The organism is Alphaproteobacteria bacterium, assembly GCA_040216735.1.
Classification (GTDB): domain Bacteria; phylum Pseudomonadota; class Alphaproteobacteria; order SHVP01; family SHVP01; genus CALJDF01.
Window position 1 is genome coordinate 323,689 of sequence record JAVJOO010000003.1, and the last position, 26,221, is coordinate 349,909.

Annotated in this window: 26 protein-coding genes and 1 tRNA gene; 13 read left to right on the forward strand and 14 right to left on the reverse strand. The window is 60.1% G+C overall.

What is annotated here, in order from left to right:
- Window positions 1-260 precede the first annotated feature (260 nt).
- From RID42_09650 to rodA, 6 genes are read left to right on the forward strand one after another with little or no spacing between them, the layout of a single operon-like run.
- Window positions 261-1,811 (forward strand): 2-isopropylmalate synthase, encoded by a 1,551-nt coding sequence (locus tag RID42_09650; protein ID MEQ8247935.1) that lies wholly within the window; start codon window positions 261-263, stop codon window positions 1,809-1,811.
- A gap of 46 nt (window positions 1,812-1,857) precedes the next feature.
- On the forward strand, window positions 1,858-2,898 hold the full coding sequence (locus tag RID42_09655) for a rod shape-determining protein (GenBank protein MEQ8247936.1): 1,041 nt from the start codon (window positions 1,858-1,860) through the stop codon (window positions 2,896-2,898).
- Between the two features lie 52 nt (window positions 2,899-2,950).
- Window positions 2,951-3,814, forward strand: coding sequence for a rod shape-determining protein MreC (gene mreC, locus RID42_09660; GenBank protein MEQ8247937.1), 864 nt, complete (start codon window positions 2,951-2,953; stop codon window positions 3,812-3,814).
- 1 nt (window position 3,815) lies between these two features.
- Complete coding sequence (gene mreD, locus RID42_09665) at window positions 3,816-4,328, forward strand: rod shape-determining protein MreD (GenBank protein MEQ8247938.1); 513 nt, start codon at window positions 3,816-3,818, stop codon at window positions 4,326-4,328.
- Window positions 4,328-6,193 carry a penicillin-binding protein 2 gene (gene mrdA, locus RID42_09670; GenBank protein MEQ8247939.1) on the forward strand — a complete coding sequence of 622 codons (1,866 nt, stop codon included), beginning with the start codon at window positions 4,328-4,330 and terminating at the stop codon, window positions 6,191-6,193. The genes mreD and mrdA overlap by 1 nt, the downstream gene beginning before the upstream one ends.
- Window positions 6,194-6,197: 4 nt before the next feature.
- Window positions 6,198-7,346 carry a rod shape-determining protein RodA gene (rodA, locus tag RID42_09675; protein MEQ8247940.1) on the forward strand — a complete coding sequence of 383 codons (1,149 nt, stop codon included), beginning with the start codon at window positions 6,198-6,200 and terminating at the stop codon, window positions 7,344-7,346.
- On the opposite strand, the gene RID42_09680 is transcribed toward rodA, so the two are convergent.
- Window positions 7,343-9,223, reverse strand: coding sequence for an ABC-F family ATP-binding cassette domain-containing protein (locus RID42_09680; GenBank protein MEQ8247941.1), 1,881 nt, complete (start codon window positions 9,221-9,223; stop codon window positions 7,343-7,345). The two genes, rodA and RID42_09680, sit on opposite strands and share 4 nt — an antisense overlap.
- 121 nt (window positions 9,224-9,344) lie before the next feature.
- On the opposite strand from RID42_09680, the gene RID42_09685 reads away from it, so the two are divergent.
- Window positions 9,345-9,420, forward strand: a tRNA-Lys gene (locus RID42_09685).
- 64 nt (window positions 9,421-9,484) lie between these two features.
- Window positions 9,485-11,176 carry a glutamine--tRNA ligase/YqeY domain fusion protein gene (locus RID42_09690; GenBank protein ID MEQ8247942.1) on the forward strand — a complete coding sequence of 564 codons (1,692 nt, stop codon included), beginning with the start codon at window positions 9,485-9,487 and terminating at the stop codon, window positions 11,174-11,176.
- An 8-nt stretch (window positions 11,177-11,184) separates the two neighbouring features.
- On the opposite strand, the gene RID42_09695 is transcribed toward RID42_09690, so the two are convergent.
- The 3 genes from RID42_09695 to RID42_09705 are packed head-to-tail and all read right to left on the reverse strand — an operon-like array spanning window position 11,185 to window position 13,731.
- Window positions 11,185-11,448: a histidine kinase gene (locus RID42_09695; protein ID MEQ8247943.1), complete on the reverse strand. Its 264-nt coding sequence runs from the start codon at window positions 11,446-11,448 to the stop codon at window positions 11,185-11,187.
- Window positions 11,449-11,464: 16 nt separating this feature from the next.
- Window positions 11,465-12,634 carry an acyl-CoA dehydrogenase family protein gene (locus tag RID42_09700; protein MEQ8247944.1) on the reverse strand — a complete coding sequence of 390 codons (1,170 nt, stop codon included), beginning with the start codon at window positions 12,632-12,634 and terminating at the stop codon, window positions 11,465-11,467.
- Between the two features lie 41 nt (window positions 12,635-12,675).
- Window positions 12,676-13,731, reverse strand: a complete 1,056-nt coding sequence (locus RID42_09705; protein MEQ8247945.1) for an AI-2E family transporter — start codon at window positions 13,729-13,731, stop codon at window positions 12,676-12,678.
- A gap of 106 nt (window positions 13,732-13,837) precedes the next feature.
- Between RID42_09705 and RID42_09710 the strand changes: the two genes are divergently transcribed.
- Window positions 13,838-14,227, forward strand: coding sequence for a nuclear transport factor 2 family protein (locus RID42_09710; protein MEQ8247946.1), 390 nt, complete (start codon window positions 13,838-13,840; stop codon window positions 14,225-14,227).
- On the opposite strand, the gene RID42_09715 is transcribed toward RID42_09710, so the two are convergent.
- The 3 genes from RID42_09715 to RID42_09725 form a co-directional block, all read right to left on the reverse strand.
- Window positions 14,224-15,027, reverse strand: coding sequence for an SDR family oxidoreductase (locus RID42_09715; GenBank protein ID MEQ8247947.1), 804 nt, complete (start codon window positions 15,025-15,027; stop codon window positions 14,224-14,226). The genes RID42_09710 and RID42_09715 overlap by 4 nt on opposite strands.
- Window positions 15,028-15,089: 62 nt before the next feature.
- Window positions 15,090-16,205, reverse strand: a complete 1,116-nt coding sequence (locus tag RID42_09720) for a class I SAM-dependent methyltransferase (protein MEQ8247948.1) — start codon at window positions 16,203-16,205, stop codon at window positions 15,090-15,092.
- A gap of 72 nt (window positions 16,206-16,277) precedes the next feature.
- Entirely contained in the window at window positions 16,278-17,111 is an 834-nt protein-coding gene (locus tag RID42_09725) for a YihY/virulence factor BrkB family protein (protein ID MEQ8247949.1), read from the reverse strand.
- A 197-nt stretch (window positions 17,112-17,308) separates the two neighbouring features.
- On the opposite strand from RID42_09725, the gene RID42_09730 reads away from it, so the two are divergent.
- On the forward strand, window positions 17,309-17,908 hold the full coding sequence (locus RID42_09730; protein ID MEQ8247950.1) for an ureidoglycolate lyase: 600 nt from the start codon (window positions 17,309-17,311) through the stop codon (window positions 17,906-17,908).
- Between the two features lie 7 nt (window positions 17,909-17,915).
- On the opposite strand, the gene RID42_09735 is transcribed toward RID42_09730, so the two are convergent.
- The gene (locus RID42_09735; protein MEQ8247951.1) at window positions 17,916-18,275 is read right to left on the reverse strand and encodes a hypothetical protein; all 360 of its coding nucleotides are present in this window, start codon (window positions 18,273-18,275) and stop codon (window positions 17,916-17,918) included.
- Between the two features lie 90 nt (window positions 18,276-18,365).
- Window positions 18,366-19,088 (reverse strand): helix-turn-helix domain-containing protein, encoded by a 723-nt coding sequence (locus RID42_09740; GenBank protein MEQ8247952.1) that lies wholly within the window; start codon window positions 19,086-19,088, stop codon window positions 18,366-18,368.
- Window positions 19,089-19,169: 81 nt separating this feature from the next.
- Here RID42_09740 and RID42_09745 point away from each other — a divergent pair, with 81 nt between their 5' ends.
- Window positions 19,170-19,649 carry a hypothetical protein gene (locus RID42_09745; GenBank protein MEQ8247953.1) on the forward strand — a complete coding sequence of 160 codons (480 nt, stop codon included), beginning with the start codon at window positions 19,170-19,172 and terminating at the stop codon, window positions 19,647-19,649.
- Here the strand turns inward: RID42_09745 and RID42_09750 are convergent.
- From RID42_09750 to RID42_09760, 3 genes are all read right to left on the reverse strand, one after another.
- Window positions 19,627-20,886: an APC family permease gene (locus RID42_09750; GenBank protein ID MEQ8247954.1), complete on the reverse strand. Its 1,260-nt coding sequence runs from the start codon at window positions 20,884-20,886 to the stop codon at window positions 19,627-19,629. The genes RID42_09745 and RID42_09750 overlap by 23 nt on opposite strands.
- A gap of 2 nt (window positions 20,887-20,888) precedes the next feature.
- The gene (locus RID42_09755; GenBank protein ID MEQ8247955.1) at window positions 20,889-21,707 is read right to left on the reverse strand and encodes a universal stress protein; all 819 of its coding nucleotides are present in this window, start codon (window positions 21,705-21,707) and stop codon (window positions 20,889-20,891) included.
- Window positions 21,708-21,768: 61 nt separating this feature from the next.
- Complete coding sequence (locus RID42_09760) at window positions 21,769-22,464, reverse strand: tetratricopeptide repeat protein (GenBank protein ID MEQ8247956.1); 696 nt, start codon at window positions 22,462-22,464, stop codon at window positions 21,769-21,771.
- Window positions 22,465-22,734: 270 nt separating this feature from the next.
- On the opposite strand from RID42_09760, the gene RID42_09765 reads away from it, so the two are divergent.
- On the forward strand, window positions 22,735-23,556 hold the full coding sequence (locus tag RID42_09765) for a pentapeptide repeat-containing protein (protein ID MEQ8247957.1): 822 nt from the start codon (window positions 22,735-22,737) through the stop codon (window positions 23,554-23,556).
- A 1-nt stretch (window position 23,557) separates the two neighbouring features.
- On the opposite strand, the gene RID42_09770 is transcribed toward RID42_09765, so the two are convergent.
- On the reverse strand, window positions 23,558-24,007 hold the full coding sequence (locus RID42_09770; protein MEQ8247958.1) for a DUF3291 domain-containing protein: 450 nt from the start codon (window positions 24,005-24,007) through the stop codon (window positions 23,558-23,560).
- Window positions 24,008-24,009: 2 nt separating this feature from the next.
- Window positions 24,010-25,017: a zinc-dependent alcohol dehydrogenase family protein gene (locus RID42_09775; GenBank protein MEQ8247959.1), complete on the reverse strand. Its 1,008-nt coding sequence runs from the start codon at window positions 25,015-25,017 to the stop codon at window positions 24,010-24,012.
- 110 nt (window positions 25,018-25,127) lie between these two features.
- On the opposite strand from RID42_09775, the gene RID42_09780 reads away from it, so the two are divergent.
- Entirely contained in the window at window positions 25,128-26,210 is a 1,083-nt protein-coding gene (locus RID42_09780; GenBank protein ID MEQ8247960.1) for an ATP-binding protein, read from the forward strand.
- Window positions 26,211-26,221 lie beyond the last annotated feature (11 nt).

Here is a 26,221-nt window from a genome sequence, read left to right on the forward strand (position 1 = left end):
TTGTGAGTACTCTTACCGAATTTTGCGAGTATTCACTGTAAGGTAATTCGCTAACGCACTGATTCACTGTGAAGAATCCAATGAGCAAAACTTCTCAACTGGATAACATCCAACGGCCAGCTTTGGCTGCATTGGCGTGCGTGCGCGACCGGTTCCTCGTCCTTCGACTTACGCGCCCCTGAGCGGCACGTATGTGGATACGGGCTCGTTCAGGGGAGTTGAACAAGTCCAGTGATCCAATTTTCTGAAGGAACGAGACAATGAACACCATTCCCGAATCCGAGCGCGTCATCATTTTCGATACGACCCTGCGCGACGGCGAGCAATCGCCCGGCGCGTCGATGAATCTCGAAGAAAAGCGTCGCATTGCCCTGATGCTCGAGGCGATGGGCGTCGATGTCATCGAGGCTGGATTTCCGATTGCCTCCAACGGCGATTTCGAGGCCGTCAACGAGATCGCGAAGCTGGTCAAGGAATCGATCGTGTGCGGCTTGGCCCGTGCCGGTGCCAAGGATGTCGACCGTGCGGCGGAGGCCCTGCGGCCCGCAGCGCGGAAACGAATTCATACGTTCATCGCCACAAGTCCGCTGCACATGAAGTTCAAGCTCCAGATGACCCCGGAAGAGGTGCATCAAGCGGTTCAGGACTCGGTCACGCGCGCCCGCAATAACACCGACGACGTCGAGTGGTCGTGCGAAGACGGGACCCGATCGGAACGGGATTTTCTCTGCCGCGTGATCGAGACAGCGATCAAAGCGGGTGCGACGACGATCAATATCCCCGACACGGTGGGTTACACCATTCCGTCGGAATATACTTCGCTGATCGAAGAGGTTCGAAATCGGGTCCCCAATATCGATAAAGCCCGGATTTCGGTGCATTGTCACAACGACTTGGGGCTGGCTGTTGCGAACTCCTTGGCCGGTGTCGCCGCTGGTGCGCGCCAGGTCGAATGCACCATCAACGGGTTGGGCGAACGTGCCGGCAACGCGGCGCTCGAAGAAATTGTCATGGCGTTGCGAACCCGTCGGGATGCGATGCCTTACAGCACCGGAATACGAACCGAAAACATCACTAAAGCTTCGCGGCTGGTTTCGACCATCACCGGGTTCGCCGTACAGCCCAACAAAGCCATCGTCGGTGCCAATGCGTTCGCGCATGAATCGGGCATCCACCAGGACGGCATGCTCAAGAATGCCGAAACCTACGAGATCATGACGCCCGAGTCGGTCGGCCTGACCCAGTCCAATCTCGTTCTTGGCAAACACTCAGGCCGACACGCGTTTCGCAAAAAGCTGACCGAACTCGGCTTCGAACTGGGCGACAATGCCATACAGGACGTGTTCCGCCGCTTCAAAGATCTGGCCGACAAGAAGAAGGAAGTCTTCGACGAAGATATCGTTGCCTTGGTGGACGATGAAGTTCGGACGAACGACCGGATCCAGTTCGTCGCGCTGCAGGTTGTTGCCGGCTCCAGGGGGCCGCAGACCGCCGATCTCGAGTTGGAGATCGACGGCGTCGCCAAATCGACCCACGCCACCGGCGACGGTCCGGTCGATGCGACCTTCAATGCGATTGGCGCGCTATTTCCCCATACGGCGAATCTGCAACTCTATCAGGTGCATGCCGTGACGGGCGGCACCGATGCGCAGGCCGAGGTAACCGTTCGGCTGGAGGAGAACGGCAAGACGGTCAACGGGCTGGGCGCCGATACCGATACGTTGGTCGCGAGCGCACGGGCCTATATCAACGCGCTGAACAAACTTTTGGTAAAGCGCGAGAAGACGGCACCTACGGCAATGTCAGCCTGACATGGCCGCTATTTTTTGTGATCGGTGGGAATGAGGCTTGGCAAACATGTTTTCTAATTTGTTCGGGATAATGTCGGCCGACATGGCAATCGACCTGGGGACGGCCAACACGTTGGTCTATGTCAAGGGACGGGGCATTGTCCTGAACGAACCGTCGGTGGTTGCCATCATCAACCAGCGAGGCAAGAAACAAGTTCTCGCGGTGGGCGACGAAGCCAAGATGATGCTCGGACGTACGCCAGGCAACATCGAGGCCATTCGCCCGCTCCGCGACGGGGTTATCGCCGATTTCGAGATCGCCGAGGAAATGATCAAGCATTTCATTAGCAAAGTGCATAACCGGCGGAGTTTTGCCAGTCCACAGGTCATAATTGCCGTTCCGTCCGGGTCTACGGCGGTCGAGCGGCGGGCGATTCAAGAGTCGGCAGAGAGCGCCGGTGCGCGGCGGGTTTACTTAATCGAGGAGCCGATGGCGGCAGCGATCGGTGCCGGACTACCGGTGACCGAGCCAACCGGATCGATGGTGGTCGATATAGGTGGCGGCACCACCGAGGTCGCCGTTCTGTCCCTCGGCGGCATCGTTTATGCGCGATCGGTTCGGGTCGGCGGCGATAAAATGGATGAGGCGATCATCGCCTACATTCGCCGCAACCATAACCTCCTCGTGGGTGAATCGAGCGCCGAGCGGATCAAGCAGCAGATCGGTACCGCCTGTCCGCCGGAAGACGGCAACGGCGATTCGATGCAGATCAAGGGCCGCGATTTGATGAACGGGGTTCCTAAGGAACTCATCATCTCGCAGCGGCAAATCGCCGAAGCGTTGGCTGAACCGGTCGGCGCCATCATCGAGGCCGTGAAAGTGGCTTTGGAGCATACTGCGCCCGAGCTTGCCGCCGACATCGTCGACAAGGGTATCGTCCTGACTGGCGGCGGTGCGCTGCTCGGCAATCTCGACATGGTTCTTCGCAATGCAACGGGTCTCCCGGTGTCCATTGCGGATGAGCCGCTGAGTTGCGTCGCGCTCGGCACCGGCCGTGCGCTTGAGGAGCTAAAGTCGCTGAAAGGCGTTTTGTACCAACAGTATTGACCGCCGCGCCGCATGGGGAGGGGCGTAGCTGGAACAACGGGAGTCATGAGCGTTGAGAGCGCCACAACGTAGCGTCCTAAAAGCTGCGGTTCCCATTCGGAATCTGTTGCAGCGCTTCGCCTTCGTGCTTCTTGTTGGATCGGCGTTCGCTCTGATGTTGCTGGGACGATTCGACAACGCCGCCGTCGAACGGGCGCGGCTTGGCATCGTCGACGCCTTCACGCCGATCCTAGATGTCGTTTCTCGGCCGGTTAGTGCCGCCAACGCCGTCGTGCGCGATATCGGCGAGCTCATCGAATTACGTACCGAGCTCGCGCGCGTCAAGGAAGAGAACGAACGGCTTTTACAATGGCAAACCGTTGCGCGGCGACTCGAGGCGGAGAACGCGGCTTTCCGATCGTTGCTTTCGGCAAAAATTGAAACGTCGTCGTTTTTGGTCGCGGCTCGGGTCGTGGCCGATGCCGGTGGGCCCTTCGTGCGAACCGTTCTCCTCAACGCCGGTCTTCGTGACGGCGTCGCCAAGGGGCAGGCCGTCGTGAATGCAGAGGGGATGGTAGGCCGTATCGCGGAGGTCGGCGAACGCTCGTCCCGTGTCTTGCTTCTAAGCGACTTAAACTCGCGCGTTCCTGTAGTGAACGAGCGTTCCGGGCAGCGGGGGGTGCTCGCTGGGGACAACTCCGAATGGCCGCAATTGGTGTTTCTGCCCAATCAGGCGCAGGTTCAACCCGGTGATCCGATTGTCACTTCCGGCCACGGCGGACTCCTACCGCCGGGTTTGCCGATAGGGGTCGTCGCATCAACTGGAGACGGCGGCGTTAGGGTCCAACCGCTTGTTAATTGGCACAGGTTGGAATTTGTCCGCGTCGTTCGGTACGACCTGCCGCGCCTGGAAGTCGGTGCAGATGGTAAGCGCTGATATGTCCGATTCCGTCGGCGACCGCCTCTCGCAGATCGCCAGAAATGGAACGCCGGGCCTGCTCGCCCTGGTGCTCGTGCTGCTTTCCATTGCACCTTACAACTTTCCCGGAAGTGCACAGCTCATGCCGCCGTTAGCATTGATGGCGATATTTCATTGGGGAATATATCGCCCAGACCTGCTGCCCGGCCCACTTGCGTTCATCCTCGGGCTTCTCCAGGACATCCTTAGTGGCGGCCCGCTCGGGATGTGGGCGTTAGTCTTCCTGTTGGTTCTATTTGTCATGGCGTCCCAACGGCGATTCTTTCTGGGCAAGAAATTCGTCGTCGAATGGTTGGGATTTGCGTTGGTAACTCCAGTCGTTTTCTTCGCGATCTGGATATTGGGGTCTTTTTACGTAGGCGCGTTTGCGAACCCCGGAACGGTACTGGTTCAGGCCCTGCTCACTGCCGCATTCTATCCTGTCATGAGCTGGTTCATGAGCGCGACCCGACGGATAGTCGGTAGAATCTAGTGAAGCGCGACCTCAATACTCACCGCACGTTCACACGCCGCGCGCTCCTGCTCGGCGGCGCCCAAGCCGCTCTAGTAACGGGGCTTGCCGCGCGGATGTACTATCTCCAAGTCATCGAATCCGAGCAGTACAAACTGCTCGCAGACGAGAACCGGATCAATCTGCGGCTGTTGCCGCCCCCGCGGGGTCGCGTTCTCGACCGCACCGGGGTCGAGTTGGCGAACAATCAACAGAACTACCGCGTCGTTTTGATCGCAGAACAGGCAGACAACGTCGCGCAGACGCTGGAAGCCCTAGCCGAACTTATCCCCCTTGATGCCTATGAGCGGGCGAAGGTGTTGCGTGAAGTGAAGCGGCGCCGATCGTTTGTGCCGGTAACGGTCGCCGAGAACTTGACCTGGGAAGAGTTTGCCCGTGTCAACGTCTATGCGCCCGACCTGCCGGGGATTCAGCCCGACATCGGTGAGACTCGGGCCTATCCCTACGGCGGAAAAATGGCGCACGTCGTCGGTTATGTCGGTGCTGTCAGCGAACGCGACCTAACCGGTGATCCGTTGCTTGAGTTGCCCGGGTTTCGCGTGGGCAAGAGTGGTATCGAGCGGACCCGCGAAGAGTATTTGCGCGGTAAGGCAGGGGTCAGCCGGGTGGAAGTCAATGCTTTCGGCCGCGTGATTCGCGAACTCAACAGGCGCGAGGGTCAGCCTGGCGAAGATCTCCGTCTCTCCCTCGATGCCGAGCTGCAAAACCATATGATGGATCTTCTGGGCGACGAGAGTGCCTCGGCGGTCGTCATGGACATTCACTCTGGCGAGGTTCTGGGGCTGGCATCGACCCCCGGCTTCGATCCGCAGGCATTCAACATCGGCCTCACGCAGCAAGCGTGGACCGACCTGACGGGCGACCCCCGCAATCCATTGATGAACAAGGCGATTGCCGGACAATACCCACCAGGATCGACCTTCAAGATGATCGTGGCTATGGCGGCGTTGGATGCTGGCTTGGTTTCGCCCGAGCAGAAGATCTTTTGTTCAGGGCATGTTGATTTAGGAAACCAACGGTTTCATTGCTGGAAACGAACCGGCCACGGCAACATGGAGATGCTCGATGCGATCGAACAGTCATGCGACGTCTATTTCTACGACATAGCCAAACGCGTTGGGATCGATCGCATTGCCGAGACCGCACGGCACTTCGGTCTCGGCGTGGAAACTGGCATCGAAATTCCCGCGGAGCGCAAGGGCTTGATGCCGACGCGAGAATGGAAAAAGGCGCGCACAGGCGAGGCGTGGCAACAGGGAGAAACGTTAGTCGCAGGCATCGGCCAAGGCTTCGTATTGATCACTCCGTTACAGCTTGCGGTGATGACTGCGCGCATTGCCAATGGTGGTTTCGCGGTGAAGCCCCGGCTCATCATGGACTCTCCGGAAAGCGGCGAAACCGTCACAGAGCCGGAGCGCATGCCGATCGGAAGAAATGCGCTTCAGCTCGTTGTTGAAGCGATGCGTCGCGTTTCCAATGTGCCGACCGGGACCGCGTTTGCTGCGCGCATCAAGGATACCTCGATGGCGCTATCGGGAAAGACCGGTACGTCGCAGGTCCGCCGAATAACCCGGGCCGAACGTGAGAATCGGGTTCTGCGCAATGACGAGTTGCCTTGGGAGCAGCGCGACCACGCCCTCTTCGTTGCGTTTGCGCCCACATCCGCGCCGCGATACGCAGTATCGGTGGTGGTCGAACATGGCGGGTCGGGATCCAGCGCTGCGGCACCCCTTGCACGCGATATCTTGATCAAGGTCCAGGAACTCGAACGCGCGGGCCGCGGATCGCTGGCGACGGTGCGGCCTCAGGCCGAGGGGCGCGGATAACGCCATGGCATTGGTGGACGATCGCCGAAACGAGATGACCTTTTTTCAAAAGGTCCGAAACACCAATTGGTTTCTGATTGTCTTGCTTTTCCTGACGGCCGGATTTGGTATTGCCATGCTCTACTCGGTAGCCGGCGGCAAGATGGACCCGTGGGCTTCGCGTCAGGCGGTCCGCTTCGCCGTAGGTGCGTCCTTGATGCTGTTCGTTGCGTTCGTGGACATCCGAATCTGGCTTCGTCTGGCGTATCCGCTCTACGCGATTGGACTAGTCCTACTGCTGATCGTCGAGGTGATGGGCGAGGTTGGGATGGGTGCCCAGCGCTGGATCGATCTCGGGTTCTTCAATCTGCAACCGTCCGAGGTGATGAAGATTGCACTTGTCCTCGCATTGTCGCGCTACTTCCATGGTCTGAATGCCGAAGATGTACAGCGTTTTCGGTGGTTATTGATCCCGATCGTCATGGCGCTCGTACCGGCAGCGCTAGTACTGGTCGAGCCGGATCTGGGCACCGCAATTCTGCTTTTCCTGGGCGCGGGCGCCTTGTTCTTTGCCGCAGGGGTGCTTTGGTGGAAGTTCGCTCTCGTGTTCGTTGGTGCGCTTGGAGCGATTCCCTTCGTTTGGGATCGTCTTCACCTCTACCAGCGCGAACGGGTCTTAACTTTGTTCAACCCAGAGCGCGACCCTCTCGGCGCGGGTTACCAGATCATGCAATCCAAGATCGCCCTAGGGTCGGGCGGTCTTTGGGGTAAGGGGTATCTCTTGGGTACCCAAAGCCACCTGAACTTCCTGCCCGAAAAGCATTCCGACTTTATCTTCACGACACTGGGCGAGGAGTTCGGGCTTGTCGGCGGGTTGATTCTGCTCGGACTCTACACGGCAATTCTGATTTACGGCTTTGCCGTCGCCTTTCGTGCCCGCAGTCAATTTGGCCGCCTGTTGGCGGTCGGTGTGACCACAACCTTCTTCCTCTATCTCTTCATCAACATTGCAATGGTAATGGGGCTGATTCCGGTGGTCGGCGTTCCGCTCCCGCTGATCTCTTGGGGGGGGAGCGCGATGGTGTCGATCTTGATCGGTTTTGGCCTTGTGCTAAGCGTCTACATCCACCGGGATATTCCGATCCCACGCCGTCCCGGCCTGGACCCGACCTAGGCGTCAGCGGGCGCGTCCACAGAGTCCAATTCGCCCTGTAGGGCCAGCCATAGACCTTCCGCCGCCACGATCTCTTCTTTGATCATCGCGACCGCTTTGTTGATCTCGATCACGCGGTCCGGTCTCTCCTGATAGAGGCCCGGCTTGGCAAGCTCGGTTTCTAACGCTGCCTGACGGGCCTGAAGTTCGGCAATTCGGCTTTCGGCATCCCGGACTTGCTTTCGCAGCGGGGCGATTCTCTTGCGCTCGGCGGCGCGGTCGCGGCGACGTGCCTGCTTTCCGGTTGACGGTTTGGATTTTCCGCTGCCGGTGTCATCGCTGCGCCCGAGAACGCGATCGCGGTAGTCGCCGATGTCGCCGTCGAAGCCCGATATGCCGCCGCCGTCCACCAGCCACAGGCGATCGGCGGTCGTCTCGATCAGGTGTGGGTCGTGGCTCACCACAATAACCGCCCCGACATAATCGTTCAGCGCCTCGACCAAAAGTTCGCGGGCAACGACATCAAGGTGATTGGTCGGTTCGTCCAACAGGAGGAGGTGGGGCCGATCGCAGGACATGAGCGACAGGAGCAGCCGGGCCTTTTCTCCGCCTGACAACGACGCAACAGGCGTTTCGCTCTTTTCCTTAGAAAACCCGAAACCGCCCAGTTGGTTGCGAATCTGCTGCGGGTTGTCCTTTGGCCTGCGGCGCGACAGTTCCGCAAATGGCGTGGCTGTCATGTCGAGTTCGTCCACCTGGTGTTGAGCAAAGTACCCGACGCGAAGTTTGTTCGGACGGGTCACCGTGCCGGACAATTCGGTCAATCGGCCGGCCAGAAACCGAATGAAGGTCGATTTGCCGTTACCGTTGGCGCCAAGCAGGGCGATGCGGTCGTCCGGGTCGAGTCGCAGGTTCAGGTTTTCTAGAACTGTGTGGTCGCCGTAACCCAACGAAACGTCCTCGCACGAGAAGAGCGGCGGCGCCATTTCCTCCGGTGCCGGGAACGAAATCGGGGTGCGCTCCTCGCCAGGAAGCTCGACAACTGGCTGCATCCTGGCAAGGACCTTGAGCCGCGATTGCGCCTGGCGAGCCTTCGACGCTTTGTAGCGGAACCGATCGACGAATTGTTGGATACGGGCTTGCTCGGCCAACTGGCGGGTCCGCTGCTTGGCGTCCTGAGCGGCCCGCTCGCGCCGCGCGTTCTCGAATTGGTCGTAGGTGCCGGTATAGAGCGTTAGCTTGCCTTGATCGAGATGAAGGATTTCGCCGACCGCGTTGTTGAGAAGGTTGCGGTCGTGACTGACGATCAACACCGTTCCCCGATAGCGGCGGAGGTAATCTTCAAGCCACAGCGTTGCCTCGAGGTCGAGATGGTTGGTCGGTTCGTCCAATAGCAGAATATCTGGCTCAGTGAACAGCAACGCGGCAAGGGCGACGCGCATCCGCCAACCGCCTGAATAGGACGCACAAGGCTGTTGCTGGGCGGCGTGGTCGAAGCCTAGCCCGGCCAGAAGGCGCGCGGCGCGGGCCTCGGCGGCGTAACCGTCGGTTTGGGCCAGTCGAGCGTGGATGTGTCCGAGGCGGTCGGGGTCGGTTTCGTGCTCCGCCTCGCGGCGTAGATCGGTGAGTTCGCGGTCGGCGTTCATCACGGTGTCGATGAGGCTCTCCGGACCGTCTGGCGCTTCCTGTTGGGTCACACCTAGCTTCGCCCGTGCAGGCAAGCGAATCGCCCCTTGATCGGTCTCAATCTGGCCGGTAATCAACCGCAGCAGCGTTGTTTTTCCCGCGCCGTTGCGACCCACAAGGCCAACATGGTGGCCTGAATCGACGGTCGCTGTGGCCTCCTCAAGGATAGGTCGGCCTGCGATTCGGTAGGTTACGGCGTCAATATGGATCAAGGGACTGGCTTTCTAACATGCTTGTCGTGCGCGGGTGTATCGCGTGGGCACCCGAGCGGCAAGCGCTCAAAACCGTTTTCCCTTGACCGCGGTCTCCGCACTCCCTAGGAAATCTGCCGTCGGGCGATTAGCTCAGTTGGTAGAGCAGGTGACTCTTAATCACCGGGTCCGGGGTTCGAATCCCCGATCGCCCTCCATTCTTCTTTGCGCGGCGCCCGCGGGCGGAACCGCGCCGGGGCGCCTCAACCGCTGGTGTTTTCCGTGACAAGTCCCCCCGAATCCGAGACGGCCGAGAGACACGACTTCGTTCGTGAGATTGTGCGGAGCGATCTCGCAGCGGGGCGACATACCGGCGTTGTCACGCGGTTTCCGCCCGAACCCAATGGCTATCTGCACATTGGTCACGCCAAGTCGATCTGCCTGAATTTCGGTATTGCCGGAGAATTCGGCGGTCGCTGCCACTTGCGCTTTGACGACACCAATCCTGCGAAGGAAGAAGCCGCCTATATCGAGGCGATCAAACGCGACGTGCGCTGGCTTGGATTCGACTGGGGCGACCACCTGCATTTCTCGTCGGATTACTTCGAACAGCTTTACAGTTGGGCGGTGCACTTGATCGAAACGGGCAAAGCCTATGTCGATGACTTAAGTGCCGAGGATATACGCAACTATCGCGGCACGTTGACCGAACCCGGTCGAAACAGCCCTTTCCGCGATCGTACAACCGAAGAAAACCTCGATCTGTTCCAGCGGATGCGCGGCGGCGAATTTCGCGATGGAGAGCGCGTCCTCCGTGCCAAAATCGATATGGGATCGGGCAACATCAATTTGCGCGATCCGGTTATCTACCGGATTATTCGCGCGCCGCACCCGCGCACGGGATCGGACTGGTGTATTTATCCGAACTACGATTTCGCCCACGGGCAATCGGACGCCCTGGAAGGAATCACGCACTCGCTGTGCACACTGGAATTCGAAGATCACCGGCCGCTCTACGACTGGTTCTTGGATAACCTGCCGGTGCCCGCGCGCCCGCGTCAGTATGAATTTGCCCGCCTCAATCTGTCGTACACAGTTCTCTCCAAACGGCGCCTGATTCAGTTGGTCGACGAGGGGCGCGTCGCCGGATGGGACGATCCCCGTATGCCGACGTTGGCCGGCCTGCGGCGGCGTGGTGTGCCGCCCGAGGCGGTTCGCCAGTTCATCTCCAGTGTCGGCGTTGCCCGGGCGAATAGCGTCGTCGATATGGCCATGTTCGACCATGCCGTACGCGAAGTTCTCAACAAAACGGCCCTTCGGCGCATGGCGGTGATGCGCCCCCTCAAGGTGGTGATCGAAAACTATCCCGAGGATCGAACCGAAATGCTCGAGGCGGTGAACAACCCCGAGGATCCCGCTGCGGGGTCTCGTCAGGTACCGTTCGCTCGCGAGATCTACGTCGAACGCGACGACTTCATGGAGGATCCGCCGAAGAAATTCTACCGCCTGTCGCCTGGTAGCGAGGTGCGGTTGCGCTATGCCTACTTCATTAGATGTACCGACGTGATCAAAGACGCCGCCGGCGAGGTTGTCGAACTGCGATGCACCTACGATCCGGCTACCCGCGGCGGGAACGCGCCGGACGGTCGCAAGGTGAAGGCGACGCTGCACTGGGTTTCAGCCGCGCACGCCAAGACGATCGAGGCACGGCTCTACGATCATCTATTCTCGCGGCCCATCCCGGGTGCGGACGGCGATTTCCTCGACGACCTCAATCCGAGCTCTATCGATGTCGTCGGCGATTGCCGTGCCGAGCCCGCGGTCGCGGATACGCCGGAAGGGCAGCCGATCCAGTTCGAACGGCTCGGCTACTTCTACTTGGACAGGGATTCAACGACGACCGCGCCGGTATTCAATCGCACGGTGGGGTTGCGCGACACTTGGGCACGGGTCCAGGCGGCCAAGACTTCGTAGCGCGGCGGTTAGCGTTTTCCGATGCGCGGCTGACCGCTGGTCGACGCGCCAAAAGAGCGTTCCAGCGTCTTGGTGCTGTCGCTCGCAAGTTCGATTGCGTCGGACAACAGGCTCAGTATTCGGATGTTGTTGTCGAGAACGTGCCGTGCTTCGGGGCGGTTGTCGTCGACGATTTTGGTTGCGCGCTTTATCAGATCGCTGCGGATCAGCGTCAGGATATCCTCAAGCTTGTATCCGTCCGGTTTTTCATCGGTAGCGAGAAAATGCGTCATTGTAACTTTCCAACGATCAAATCATTGAGGCCGGTGGTTCGATCCCTAGGGCCTGCTGTCCAAAGGGAATCATACTACGATCATAGTTGACGGCAATCTGCGTCGCAGCTGCGTTCAAGTCGCGGAACTGCTGCTGTACCGGATTGCCGTCGAAGATGCCCATGGCGCCCATCGTGGTCGCAAGCCGCTCAAGAGCATTTTGGCACATTCGTGTCGCAAACGCGCGGTCTCGAGTCATCCCTCGGACCGTTGCCGGATCGGGTGGGTGTCCGCGTTCGCCAAAATCTCGCAATCGGTGGATTTGGGCCCGCAGAACGCGTCTCGCGGTATCGATTTCGGCGGCGGATTCGGCAAGGCGAAGTTGGACGGTCGGTTGGTTCGCGACCGCCTCGCCGGTCATGACACCGACCCGCACCCCGGTGATCTTGGCGTAGGCCTTAAGGCCGCCTTCCGCCATCCCAACAATGGGCCCGAGCAAGCTGGTGCCAAAATACCCGCCCAGAGCCAACCGCCAGATAAACGGACCGTCGGCCCGACCGCCCGGTGGGGCGGCGCCCCAGAAGGACGCCATCGGCATCGCCCGGTGGGCGGGTACGAGGGCCTCGGTGACCACGATGTCCTTGCTACCGGTACCGCGCATGCCGGAGACGAACCACGTATCCTCGATCACATAGTCCCGCGCCGGTACAAGCAAGAAAAGCGGTGGGCCGGTCGGTGCGCCATCGCCATCAACTTGAGCACCGGACACGAGAACCCAATGTGCGTGATCGATTCCGCTGGCAAACTTCCACCGACCTGAAAGGCGGTATCCCGTGCCGTCTGCGACGACACGGACGCCCTGCTGGACCGACGCGTTGGCAACAAGGACATCATGGCCGTCGCCGTAGAGCTCCTCCTGTGCTTCAGTATCGAATCGGCAGGCGTAGCAGTTATTGGCGGCTACGACAGTCGCGATCCAGGCGGTTGAGGGACAGGCCTGGGCAAGAACCCGGCCGATGTCGAATTGAATGCCCCAAGGGGAATCGTCGCCACCGTATGCTGCCGGTTGAAAATGGCGAAGTAAGGACTGGCGATACAGTGACCGCATGGCGTCGGGCAGAACCTGACGCGCGGCCTCGGTTTCGTGAACGCGCGCCGAGAGATCGGCTGCTACCGCGGACGCCCGCGAGACGACCGGCGCCCACAAGCGTTCAGTCTCTGCAACGGGTCTGGCCGAAGAAAGCGTTGTCACTGTTTCGCCAACTTGATTGTGCCGTTACCCGATAGAAGTACTGCGATGGGTCGCGTCTTCTCAAAGTGGGCAAAAACGATCATGCCGATCACTGTAATGGGGACACACAAGATTGCCCCCACAATCCCCCACAAGCTTCCCCAAATCACGAGCGATAGAATCACCACTAGCGGACTGAGGTTGAGGGTAGTGCCCATGATGCGTGGTTCGAGAAAGTTACCGATCGTGAATTGGGTCACACCGAGCGCGGCGACAACAATGATGAACGGTACCGGCGAACTGAACTGGACCAGCGTCAGCAACGCAGGAAACACAACACCCAACATCGATCCGATCGTCGGGATGTAGTTGAGCATGAAGATGACGAACGCCCAGAAGGCGGCAAAGTCGACCCCGATCAGCAAGAGGATGACGTAGCTGACTGCGCCGGTCAGCAGACTCATCAACGTTTTGATCCAGACGTAGGACTGTATCTGTGTCTGCATGTGGTGGAGGAGTGAGCGAAACTCCTTTTCCCGGCCACTATCTTCGAACATCGCCTTCATCTTCTTGTCGAAGCTGCGTTGCTCGATCAGGAGAAACAGGACGTAAATGACGATGATGCCGGCGTTGCCGACGATGCCCGTCGCCGCTGCCGCAAAATTGGACGCGAGCCCCCTCAGGTCGATTTCCCCCAGCATTTGTCTGAGTTGGGGCACTTCGCTAAAGCCGAAGAAACCGGCGATCTGGGCAACCAGCCGCTCTAGGTTAGCCTGATAGCTTGGCGCGGCGGCGATCACGTCGGCAATATTATCGCCAATCAAGTTGGCAATCGCGACCAAGGCAATCGTCACGGTGACGAGCGCGGCCGGTAGGCCGACCCAGCCCGGCAGTCGCCAGGACCCGATCCGAATCCGTCCGTACAGACGGGCCAGGGCATCGAGCAGGTACCAAATCATTACCGCCAGCGCGAGGGGAATCAGGATGTCGCGTCCGGTCACCAGAAGGACGACCGAAAGCCCGACAATGCCGACGGAAACGCCGAACGCGACCAAGTTTGCGGGGGCCTGCATGAATCTTCCTTTGCTGAGTGGCAACGACGATTTTAGCACGTTGGAGATGCCAAGACCTACGCCGCACCGTCTATACTGCCGTGGAATTTTTCTTGGGGAGGCGACAATGGCGAAGCGGACGGCACAATCGATGATCGATGCAATCGACCGGTATTTCGATTCGGTCGACAACGGCGATGTTCCTGGGACATTGGCCGAACTGAGCCCCGACTGTGTGATCGCTGTTGTCACGGACGGCATCGCCCATGAGGGCCGAGACACCGCTATTAGGGCGATGTTCGAACGGCGGCTAGAGTCTGTGGATAAGGCTTGGCATGGAAACCGCCGTTACGTGGCCGATCCCGCCACGGGCCTCGCATCGACCCGGTTCGATGTCCGGCGCACCAGCACCGACGGCAGCAAGATCGCGATGGACAACATCAACTTCTTTGAATTCGAAGGCGACAAGCTGCGCCGCATCTCGATTTGGATGAGCGGTGAGAACACGCTCCGCTAAGTAGCGCTACGGGCGGTAAAACCGCCGTCGACGAGGATCTCGGTCGCCGTGACGTATTTGGCCTCATCGGATGCGAGAAACAGGGCTGCGTAGGCGACGTCCCAGGCATCGCCCATATGTCCCATTGGGCACATCGCGTTGCGCCGTGCGACCGCCTTGTCGAGGTCGCCGCCATGGTATTGCCCGGCGACGCGGTGGGCGACCAAGGGTGTGTTCATCAGGCCAGGGATGACAGTGTTGGCGCGGATGCCGTGGCGAATATATTGCATCGCAATGCCGCGGGTGAACTGAACCAGGCCTGCCTTGGCGGCACGATAGGCAATCAGGTCGCTGCCGTAATACGTCATACCTGCTATGGATGCGACATTGACGATCGCCCCCTTGCCCTGCGCTTCCATCACCGGCAGCGTGCTCTTGCACGTAAGAAAGACGCTCTTCAGGTTGAGATCGATGTTAGCGTCCCAGTCGGCTTCGGCCATTTCGACCGGGCCGCCCGGTATCGAACCGCCCACGTTGTTGTGCAAGATATCGACGCGGCCATAAGCGTCGAGGCAGGCTTCGACCATTTGGGTAACCGCTCTTGCATCGGTCACGTCGGCGGCAACGGCCACGCAACTACCGCCTTCATCTTCGATCAACCGGCGAGTCTCATCGGCAGCGTCTTGGTTGATGTCGGCGGCGAGGATCTTTGCGCCCTCGCGCGCAAACAGCACGGCGGTTGCCTTGCCGTTGCCCCATCCGTCGGCGACCGACCCGGCGCCCGTGATCAACGCAACTCTGTCCTGTAAACGGCCGGTCATTTCGGTCCTTTCAATTTAAGTGAATGTAGGGATGGCCGGCGGTGCCGCTAGTCCGTCGTTCGTCACACTTCTTTGGACGCCCCGTAGACCATCCACGGAACCGCCGATGCGGCTGAGTTGTCCAGAATGATGCTATCGGGGGCGAACCCGGCGTCCTGGGCAGGTGCGCGCAGATCCATGTCGTGCAGCGTGCCCCAGAACGGTTCAGCGTTGTAGTGGGTGCTCCAGTCGCGGGTAAACGCGGTGAAGGGATCTGCCTTTTGGTTGAAGAAGGGGACGTCGCCGTGCAGCACCAAGCCGCCCGGACTGAGGAGCCGGTGGCATTCGCGCATGATCGTGTAGATCGCTTTGTGCGACGTTTCGTGCAGCAGGATGTGGGAGACGATCAAGTCGAAGTGGCCGTCGGGAAAATCCGTTGCCTCGGCATTCTGTTGCGAGAAGTGGATTGCCCGCCCGAGGCTCTCGGCGCGTGCCTGGGCGTAGCGGAGTACCGGCGCTCCAACGTCGATCGCATGGATTTCCGCTGCCGGAAAGGCTTCCGAATAGGGCAGGGTGCAGTGTCCAACGGCACATCCCATGTCGAGGATTCGCTTGGGGCGAAAATTCGGACGGTGTTGCTTGATCCACTTGATCACCGCCAGGCCCATGTCTTCGTTGTAGGGGCCCATGCTGCCCATCGCGAACATATAGACACCGGGGTCGTAAATCGCCCCTGCGGTCACGTCGTCCGCTCCCCGGTCGGTATAGTAGCTGCCGGGCATCAAGTGAATGTCGACCGCGGTTTGGTAACGGGGAATCGGTAGGGAAGGATCGAGGCGCAATGTTGTGTGCTTTGCCTTGGCGCGAATACCGCGGGCGCGTGCGCTCAGGTCGTCGAACCGGCGATGGGCCACCGATTCGCCGACTTCCTGTTTTAGTTCCTGGTACAGACGCGACAGCGACCCGGACATTTGCCAGTAGGGATCGTGTTTAATGGCACGGTGGACTTCGTGACGGTTTTCCGGCGCCCGGCCGAGGGTGCGCTCTAACGACGGCGACACCCGATGATCGAAGGCATGTTTAGTGCCTGCGGCTACGTCCTTCGTGACGTGTTCCTTAAAGCTGAATACGAACTCCATCCGTGCCGCCTCGTCGTGATCGGTGGCCGGAAGCATCGCGTGGGCGCCGGGATGGGGCATCGTGGAATCTCCTTAAGAACACGCCCAACCTTAGCATGAATGGCGTTGCATGGAGAGGGGTGGCGGCGCAGATCAAGACGATGGACGTGCACGGGCTGCTGCGAGGGTGGCATTGAGTTCCGCGCCAAAAATGAACAACACGGCGCTAACGTGGAAGTAAATAAGGGTAAGAATCACGCCACCCAGGCTGCCATAGGTCACATCGAAATCTGTCAAGTTGCTCAGGTAAAGCGAGAACCCCGTGGCCAAGGCAATCCATAGAAGCGCGGTCAGGGCGGCACCGAACCAAACATCGCGCAACCGTTGTCGCCGACAGGGCAGGGTCGCGTGAAGGATGGTGAGGATAACGAACAAGATTGTCGTGGCCGCTACATCGCGGACGGTTCCGAGGGCGGCTTCGGAACCGACTGGCAAGATCAATGTAGCCGTCAGTAGCGACCAAATCGCAGGCCCAAGGATGACGCTCAGCGACAATCCCAACGTCAGCGTACCGCCGGTTATGACGACGACAAGACTTTCGATTCTGCGGCGCCAGAAAGGGCGTACTTCCTTGACGCCATAGGCGCGATTGAGCACATGTCGGAGCGCCTCGACGCCACTTGATGCAATCCACAGGGTTCCAAGGAGACTGAAGGTCAATAAACCGCCGCGCCGCGCCGCGAGAACTTCGTCCACAGCGGGGTGCAGGGCAGCGCCGACTCGCTCCGGTACTAGGTCGAACACTCGGTCGATAAATGCCTGGGCAGATTGCGGTTCGCCGAGGAACCCGGCTAGTGCGGTGAGGAACACCAGGAAGGGGAAGAACGACAGCATCGCCATAAACGCCATATGACCGGCAAATAGGATGCCGTCGTTGCGGACCAACCGCCCGAACGTGGCGATAAGGATGCCGGAGGCCTTTCGCATACCCTGCGCTTACACTGTGGAGTACTGCCTTGCGATAGCAGCATAGCCTGCGGGGCGGCGAGAACTAAGGTGCCGAACCTGCAACCAGTCGGTCGGGCGCGTCCTAGCGCCCGTTTCTAGGCGGAAACTAACCGTTCGAGGTTGTCGGCGGCGCACGCGAGACGCATAATTGCCACGAACTATGTAGGGAGGGTGGCATGGCCGTCGCGGAAGTTGAGTTGGAACACCGGGTTCTAAAGCCCAAATTGGCAACGCCGGAATCGCTTGAGGGTTACGGCTATTTGATCGGCGGCAGCAAAACCAAGTCGTCCGACACGCCGGGCTACTATGGCGCGGCGGTGCAGACCAGCAAGCCGGCGCCCTTCAAGTCAAATGACGATACCTCGCTTTCACTAGCCACTATAAATCCGCGCCCCATGGAGGTGCGCTGGATGGAGTACCACAACAAACACACCCAGACGTTCATCCCATTGGAAGGTAAGCCATTCGTCGCGGTTCTCGGCAAACCGACTTGCCGCCGCCCGGATGGGTCGTGGGACGATGCCCAAGAGCAGGCCCCCGACATCGACAGTGTCGAGGCGTTCTACTTCGATGGGGCTGCCGGATTCGTCATGAATATCGGCACGTGGCACGAGTTTCCTTTCGCGGTCGAACCCGATTCGAATGTTGTAGTTATCCTAACGAACGAAACGACCGACAACTTGAAGAACGTGGTCGATGGGGAAGCCCACGGCGACGATCTGTGCAAGCGCGATCTACAAAAGCGCTTCGGTGTCGTCTTCGAAGTGGAACTCTAACGGGCGTCTACGTGACGCGGACCACGCGGAAGGTCCGCAAGCTGCCGTCGTGTTCGGTGACGCTTAGGTATTCATTCTCGACGATCGAGTGACGGTCGAGTTTGAAGAGTGGCTCATCGTCGTCCGTTGCCTGCCCTTCATAGTGGAAATGCCAGCCCTGGCCGACGTGCCGAAGGGTGCCGTTCTCGTCGTCCTCGCCTTCCCAGAAGCGGCGCACGGTGCACTTGGCCTTGTTGTCGCGCCATTCGGCAGCGTCGAGGTGACCCTCGGCGTTTAGCGGCGCGACGAATTCGTACCCGCGGGTTGTGCTCCCATTGGGGAAGTCGTGATCGCGGGCGAGTTCAAGTCGGACGTGACGCAGGGTCATGACAATGCTCCATTGGTGTTCTCAGGTACTCTTAGTGGGATCGAGCGGGAGGGGCGTTGAGCAAGGTCAACGCCATGGACTTCACTTCGATTAGGCCTCGGTCGATTCTTCCAACGCCGCTATGTTGGGAATGGACACCTTGTGGGTCGATGGCAACTCGATCAAGCCTTCTTCCCGAAGGGTAGTGAAGGTTCTGCTTACGGTCTCGATGGTAAGGCCCAGGTAATCGGCAATATCGCTGCGGCTCATCGGGAGCTCGAACGCTGCGCCTTCATCGCCGCAGTCAGTGCCATGGCGTAGTTGGCCGACGAGAAACGACGCTACCCGCTCCTTCGCGGTCTTGCGTCCTAGGCAGAGCATTTGCTCTTGCGCCGCTGCAAGTTCGTCGTTGGCGATCTCGTAGAGTCGCTCACGGATCGCCGGTATCTCGTCGAGCAAGTCCTCCAATTCGTTGACTTTAAACCGACAGAGGTCGGTGTCAGTGATCGCCTCCGCCGAATAGGCATAGGTTTTACGTGCGGCGAGGCCGAGGAAGTCGCCGGGGTTTAGGAACCCGGTAATCTGCCGACGCCCGTCCTGGAGCAGCTTGAACAACCGGACGTGTCCGCGCGAGATATTGTACACGTATCGCGCATCGTCGCTTTCGTCGAAGACCGTCTGTCCAGACCGCATCTGAATATGTGTGACAATGCGGTCTAGCGCGCCGATCCGACCGACATCGATTGCCGAGCACATCGCCTTATGGCGGACGCTGCATTGGGCGCAGCGTCGCGGCAGACGAACGGTCGATACTTCGGAATGATCCACGGACATTGCGGGCCGTAACCCCCATTCTCTTTTGCCGAATTGATACACCGCAATTACTGGCGCGTATAGGGCGGTACAGGATGCGTCATGGTGCAGCTGACAGTAACCGTCGCGCCGCTGGAAATCGGCGAAGTCGACTTAGCCTATCCGCTCGTGGCCCTGGGCGATATTCCGCCTTCCCTGGAGTCCTGGCGGATACTGGCAAAGGACGTGTTAAGGCGACAGGCGGAAGGGTTGGCCTGCGGCGTGATGGCCGCCCGCCGGCGTCACCAGATTCGGGGGTTGTTCACCTACGAGGTGCCGGCCAGCGTATCGCCGCCGATCCTCTGTATCGGGCACCTTAGCGTCGGCGAACCCCTCGAAAGCCTTGTTCCGTGGGACAGCCTCTTGTGGTCGATTGTCGAACTGGGTCAGCAGAACAATTGCGCAGCGGTCCACATCGCTCTACCGCCGGATCGCGCTTGGCTTCTGGAACGCTGGCCGGATCCCGAAGCGCTTGCCAGCCCTATCGCGGTGGCGTGCACCGTTCGGTCGGTCAAGCCCGTTATAGTGCGTCAAGCCCAGTAAGCCACCGTCCCACTTCAAACAACACAATCCCGGTACTGGCGATGAAGCCCAGGAGGGGGACGGCCATTGGTACGGCAAAGGAGTCGTTAGGGCCGTTGCGTTTTCGGCGTTTGATGAGGACGAGGGCAAGGTCCACGGTGGCGAAGACCACCAGAATTGCCAATGACGCCGCCTTGGCGAGGGAGAGCAGCGGCAGGGTTGCTGCGAGGGTGCCCACGACCGCAACAACCAGCCCCGTGGCATATAGGGGAGTTCGCGTGCGCCTATTGACGATGGCGAGGAAAGCCGGAAGCTGCTGGCTGCGTCCTAGGCCGTACAGGACGCGCGACCCCATGATCATTTGAATTAGCGCGCCGTTGGCGATCGCGATAAGGCTGATCGCGCTGATGATTTGCGGTGCGCCGGCGAAGCCGCGTTCGAGAACGCGCGCTAAGGGCGCGTCCGTTCCCGCCAATACCCCCAGCGGCAATGCGACGACGGCGATCAGTGTCACGATCAAGTAGAGGAGCGTAGTGATCGCGAGGGTAACGACAATCGCAATCGGCATGTTGCGCCGCGGGTTCTTCACCTCCTCGGCAACATTGACCATGTCTTCGAAACCGATAAACGCGAAAAAGGCGACGACCGACCCCGCAAGAATCGCCACCGCCGGTCCCCAATCCCAGGCCGGGATTATCGTCGGCAGTACGACGGGAAGGTCGGAGAGGGCAGGGCTGCCAACCCATATGACCAACCCCAAGCCGCCAAGTTCGACAAGGGTCATCGCGGCAGCGGCGGTTGCCGCTTCGGCGATGCCCCATGCGGCGACCACGCCGAGTAAGGCAGTCAGGGCGATGACGGTGGGGACGGCGGGCACCGCAACGAACTCGTTCAGGTATCCGACAGATCCACGGATGACTGTTGCCGCTGAGATGGTGCCGGCGACCATGACCAGCATACCGATCGCCGTGGAAACGCCGGTGTGCCGAAAAGCGGTCTTCACGTAAAGCGCTTCCCCAGCGCTCATCGGGTAGCGCCCGCACAGTTCGGCAAACGAAAAGGCGCTCAAACCGGCGAGAATTGCGGCAACCAGAAAACTTATTGGTGCGGCCGCGCCAGCGACCGCCGCGACCTCGCCGACCAGAACATAGATGCCCGCGCCGACCGTCGTGCCAACGCCGTACAGTATGATGAGCGGCAGCGAGAGGGCTCGGCGCAGGGAGTCTGCCGACGTCTCCTCGTCGGTCCGTCCGACCAAGATCAGTGCGACATCATGACGGGGACTGTCATGTGTTTGAGGATATGGCGCGTGGCGCCCCCAAAGACCAGTTCGTTCAATCGGGTGTGGCCGTAGGCACCCATGACGATCAAGTCGCTGCCGCTCTCACCTGCAGTATTGATGAGGATGTCGCCGATCGAGATGTCGTCGATTTGCACGTTCTTGGTTTCGACCTTGATGCCGTGGCGGGCAAGATGGGTGGCGATATCCATTGCCGGCGTGGCGTTGCGCAGGTTCGCGGTGACGACAAGAATTTCGTCGGCGGTTGTGAGAAGGGGCATTGCGTCTGCGGTTGCCCGCGCGGCCTCGCGGCTGCCGTTCCAGGCCAGGAGAATTTTTCTACCGATGCTCGGATAGCTACCGACACACGGAACGGCCAGAATCGGGCGACCGCAGGCTAAGGCCAGGTCGCCCGGCAAACCCTCGCCGCCCTTCGGCACTTCATCACCCCTAGCAGGCTGACCGACCACGACAACGTCGGCGTAGTACGCGTGGGCCGACAGGATGTCGCGGGCGAATCCTCGCTCCTTGCGCCATTCCGACGATGTCCCTTCCTTGCGGACCGCTTCATTGAACGCTTGTTCGGCCTCCGCTGCCTTGCTCTCGGCGTCTGCCTCGAAATCGGCGTAGACCTGAGCCGGCAACTCCGCACCGATATAGCCAGGGACGATCAGCGGCGACACGGTATAGAGCCCAACAAGGTGAGCGTCATGCCGGGCCGCGAGTGCGATCGCAGCTGCAATCCGGGCCGCGTTCCGCGGGTCGTCGGCGAGGTGGAGCAGAATGGTCTTGATGGACATGGCTGTTCTCCCTTTTCTGCGGCGATCTTAGGGCGGCTGGCGTCCCTGTCTTTGAGCGGCATCAACGGTGTCGTGAAATCCAACGCCCAGCGTCGGTTTGTGCCGTTTCGATTTGCTTGGGGGTCAAACTTGCGCGCAGGCTGTCTCGGCTCGCGACTGCAGCAGGAAAGCCTCCATGCGCGGCGATGACTAACCATTGATAAGCTGCCACAACATCTTGCCGCACACCTTGGGGCGGAGCCGCCAACAGCGAAGCCGCGGCATATTGCGCGGGCAAATGGTCTTGCTCGGCGGCCTGCAGGAACCAACCCAAAGCGATAAGGTTATTTGGCGCTACGCCGTTGCCGTCTCGGTAAAGAACGCCGGCGAAATACTGGGCGGGCGCAAAGCCAGCCTGGGCAGCGGCGACAATATTGTCTGCCGCTGGACGGCCTTCTTGAATCGCGTCGAACCCCAGAACGAATTTGGCACGGGCGTGTCCTTGCGCGGCGGCCTTGGTTAACCAGAAATGTCCTTCATCCGAATCGGTTTCCGTGCCGAATCCATGTCGGTACATGGTGCCGACGTAGAACTGCGCTTCGGCGTCGCCGGCCCTGGCGGCAGGGAGCAGTTCGCGCCAAGCGGTGATCCGATTGCCGCTGAGAAAAGCGTCGATGCCCTCGGCGACGTCGGCGCGCGAGTCGATGGGAAGAGCGAAAATCGCGATTAGTATGGCTATAAGAAACGAAATGGTGACCCGTCGAGTTGGGCGGTTCATGCTGGTATCTCCTTTTGTGAATCCCCGAATCTCGCGCTATTTCGTGAGGAGCGGCGGGAGAGCTCTTGCCCACGACCCAGAACGGTGGGGGATACTGTTCGACCGAGCGACTGTCCGACACCTTGGGGCAGCCTCACGCACACAAAACCGACATTGATCATGGTCAAATTATCCGATGTCTGGTCAGATGGGGCCTTGATTGCCGTCAACACGCGGGCCACGTGCAGGATGAGTATTGGTCCATACATTCAAGCACTTGGAGACGTAGGTATGGTTAGATTTGGTTCGGTCGCGGTCAGCATGCTGACAATCGTCGGCGTTTTCGGAGCGACGGCCGCCGGGGCCTTCGACGCCCATCAAGTTAGCGAGCTCCGCGATACCAAGACCTGTGAGCGCTGCGACCTTGGCGAAGCAACCCTCAAGAATCTGGATCTGAAAGGGGCCAAGTTGGCGCGGGCAAAACTCGTCGATGCCGACCTTAAGGGCGCCGACTTATCGGGCGCCGATTTGGTCGGTGCCGATATGCGGCGTGCCGATCTCGAAAAAGCCACTTTGATCAACGCGAACCTCGCGCGATCCAATGGCGCCGGTGTCGATATGGAGAAGTCCGATGCGTCCGGTGCAGATTTCTCAGGTGCCGACTTTCGCAATGCCGACATCGGTGAGTCTGCGTTGATATCGGTCAAGATGGTCGGCGCCGACTTCGGCGGTGTCGATTTTAAGCGATCCGATTTGTCGGGCAGCGATCTGACTTCGGCGAAGTTCCAGCGGGCCAACCTTGAACGGGCCATTCTGCGTGGCGTAAACCTGCGCGAGGCAGACCTGACTCGGGTCGAACTCGACCGCGCCGATTTGACTGGGGCGAACCTTTCCTCGGCAATCCTCAAAGATGCCCAATTGAAGCGGGCGAACCTAACGGACGCGAACCTTTCCGATGCCGACTTAAGTGGTGCGGTTCTCAAGCGTGCGGTCTTGAGCGGCGCCAATCTAACCGGGGCGCGGGGCTTGAAGCCGAGACAGCTCGAAGACGCTTGCGGCGATTCAAAAACGCAGTTGCCAGACCCAGAGCTTGTGCTCCAAGACTGCCAGTAGATCAGTCTGTCGGCGGGCCCAGGCGGTGTTTGAAATTGAAGGCGCCCGCGCACGGACCAAATAGGCGAATCTGTTCTAAACGAACGATCGCTTCTTGAACGGTCGGCGTGGTTCCGGCGGGATGCCACCACAGGACGAGGTCGCGGGTGGTTGACGTTTCGAACCAGTCCTTGCGCGCGGCGAATACGAGACGGTGGTCGCTCCGATACGTATAGTCGTGCAGCGCGTCAATCGATGCCCAGAGCGACATGTTGACGAGAGTCTTGTGTCCCATCGGTCGAAGCCCGGTGGAGTTGTCGCTGTCGTCCCGCAGGCGCCAAACGAACCCTGGACTAACGTCTGCCAAGCGATTGATCCGGTCCAGTTCCGCGACGAACCCCTGCATCGTGGGGTGGTCGAGCGGATGCCGCATGGTTGCGACGTTGAACTGTGCGAGGTGATAAGCGCCCACGCTTAGCCCGAAAAATGGGCGCAAGTGATGAGGATTTTGCCGTCCCTGGCGGCGCCGCGCCGGTTGGCGTGGTCGAGCGCGTCGGCGACTCGCTCTAGCGGATAGACGGCTGCGACCTTCGCGGTAAGCGCTCCCTTACCGACAAGGTCGGCAACCTCCTCGCGCACGGCCCGTTCCCGTTCGGGGCCGTAGAGCGTCTTGAACGTCCGGGACATCATGAATCCCTGGAAACGCAAACCCCGTCCCAGCGACAACTCCTTGGGAATGACCGGATCTTCGCCGCTCATCAAACCGTAGTTCACGATCAGGCCGAGCTCGCCCAAACAATGGGCGATCCAAGCCGTTCCTTGCCCGCCCGCAACGTCGAGGGCGAGCTTGATGTCGGCTCCGCCGGTCGCTGCGGCAACGCGCTCGTGCAGTCCCGGACCGTCCATCACAACTGCATCGGCGCCGATCGCCTTCAATTCTTTGATCATCTCGTCCCGTCGCACCGCCGATACGGTGCGCAGGCCCATCGTGCGCGCCAGTTCGATCGCGTATCGGCCGCAGGCCGAGTTCCCACCGTTTTGGACGATCCAATCGCCGGGCTTGTGCTCGACGAACGCGTTGATGAGGAGCCAACTCGTGACCGGATTGACGGTCGCCATCGCGAGCTGCAGCGCATCGCCGTCTTGACGCACCTTGATGAGGTCGGTCTCGACGATCTTGATCTCGTCGCGGCAGGTTCCAAAGGAGAGCGGGGGGATCGCCCGGTCGCCAACGGCGAACCGACTCACGTCGCTGCCGACGGCGAGAACGCGGCCTACGCCCTCCGCGCCGGGAATGCCGCCGGGACTAGGTCCCGAAAATGGACGCACACCTGTCACGCGATAAATGTCGGCGATATGCAGGCACGCGGCCTCCATGCCGAGTAAGACGTCGTGGGCACCCATTGCCTCACGTTCATCTTCAACGATTTGAATGACGTCCTGGGGGGCACCGAAGGTGTCGTAATAGGCCCGACGTGGCATACATTTACTCCTGCTGTTCCACGGCCAGTCTACCCGGCTGCCTTGATGAGGCGAAGGGCGTGTGGTTGATTGCCTCGCCTTCCCTGCGGATGCACGCACAGGAGAAACCGGTGCCCACGGCCGACGGACCCGAGAACCAAGGTTTGAACCCAATTGAGGGCGGATTGCTGGAACGCTTTCCCGATCCGGTCGTCGTCGTTGATTCGCGCCGGCACGTCGTGGCCGCCAACGAGGCCGCTAGAAAATTCCTACCTACCAACTATTTTGGCCGCGATTTGTCGATGTCCCTTCGCCACCCGGAGGTGCTGGAGGCGGTTGACCATGCGTTTGAGACCGCTGGCGACGACGAGCGCGAGATCATCCTGCCGGGCGCGGTCTCGCGCATCTTCGATCTCCGAGTTTTTGTCTTGCGCAACGAATCGACTGCCCGAATTGAAGCAGTATTGGTCTTCCGCGATGTCACCGCGGCAAAGCGCTCCGAGCAAATGCGGGCGGATTTTGTCGCCAATGTGAGCCACGAGTTGCGCTCGCCGCTATCGGCAATGATCGGGTTCATCGAAACGCTACGCGGGCCGGCACGGGAGGATCCGGATGCCCATGCGCGGTTCCTGGCCATCATGAACGACGAAGCGCAGCGGATGGGACACCTGATTGAAGACTTGCTTTCGCTGTCGCGAGTAGAAGTCAACGAGCACATTGCCCCGACGGGCTTTGCAGACGTCGCCGGAATCCTGGGCGGGCTTAAGGAGGCCCTCCATCCGCGCGCCGCCGAACGGAACATGACGATCGAGCTTGAAGTCCAGGGCGAACTACCCCCGGTGTTCGGCGACTCGGACCAACTTCATCAAGTCTTCCGAAATCTCGTCGAGAACGCCATAAGTTACGGGCGCGAAGGGACATCGATCCGGCTGACCGCCCGGCGGATCGACCGGATGCCTCGGATCGGCGTGACCGGCGTCGCGGTCTCCGTGCAAGACCAAGGGGAGGGCATTCCCGACGAAGAAATTCCACGACTGACCGAGCGTTTCTACCGGGTCGACAAGGGACGTTCGCGTAGCATGGGCGGAACGGGCCTTGGACTAGCGATCGTCAAGCATATTGTCAGCCGCCATCGGGGTACCCTTGCAGTCGACAGTGTGGTCGGAAAGGGCAGCACGTTTACCGTCACAATTCCCGCTGAAGCTGAACAATAATCCAATTATTG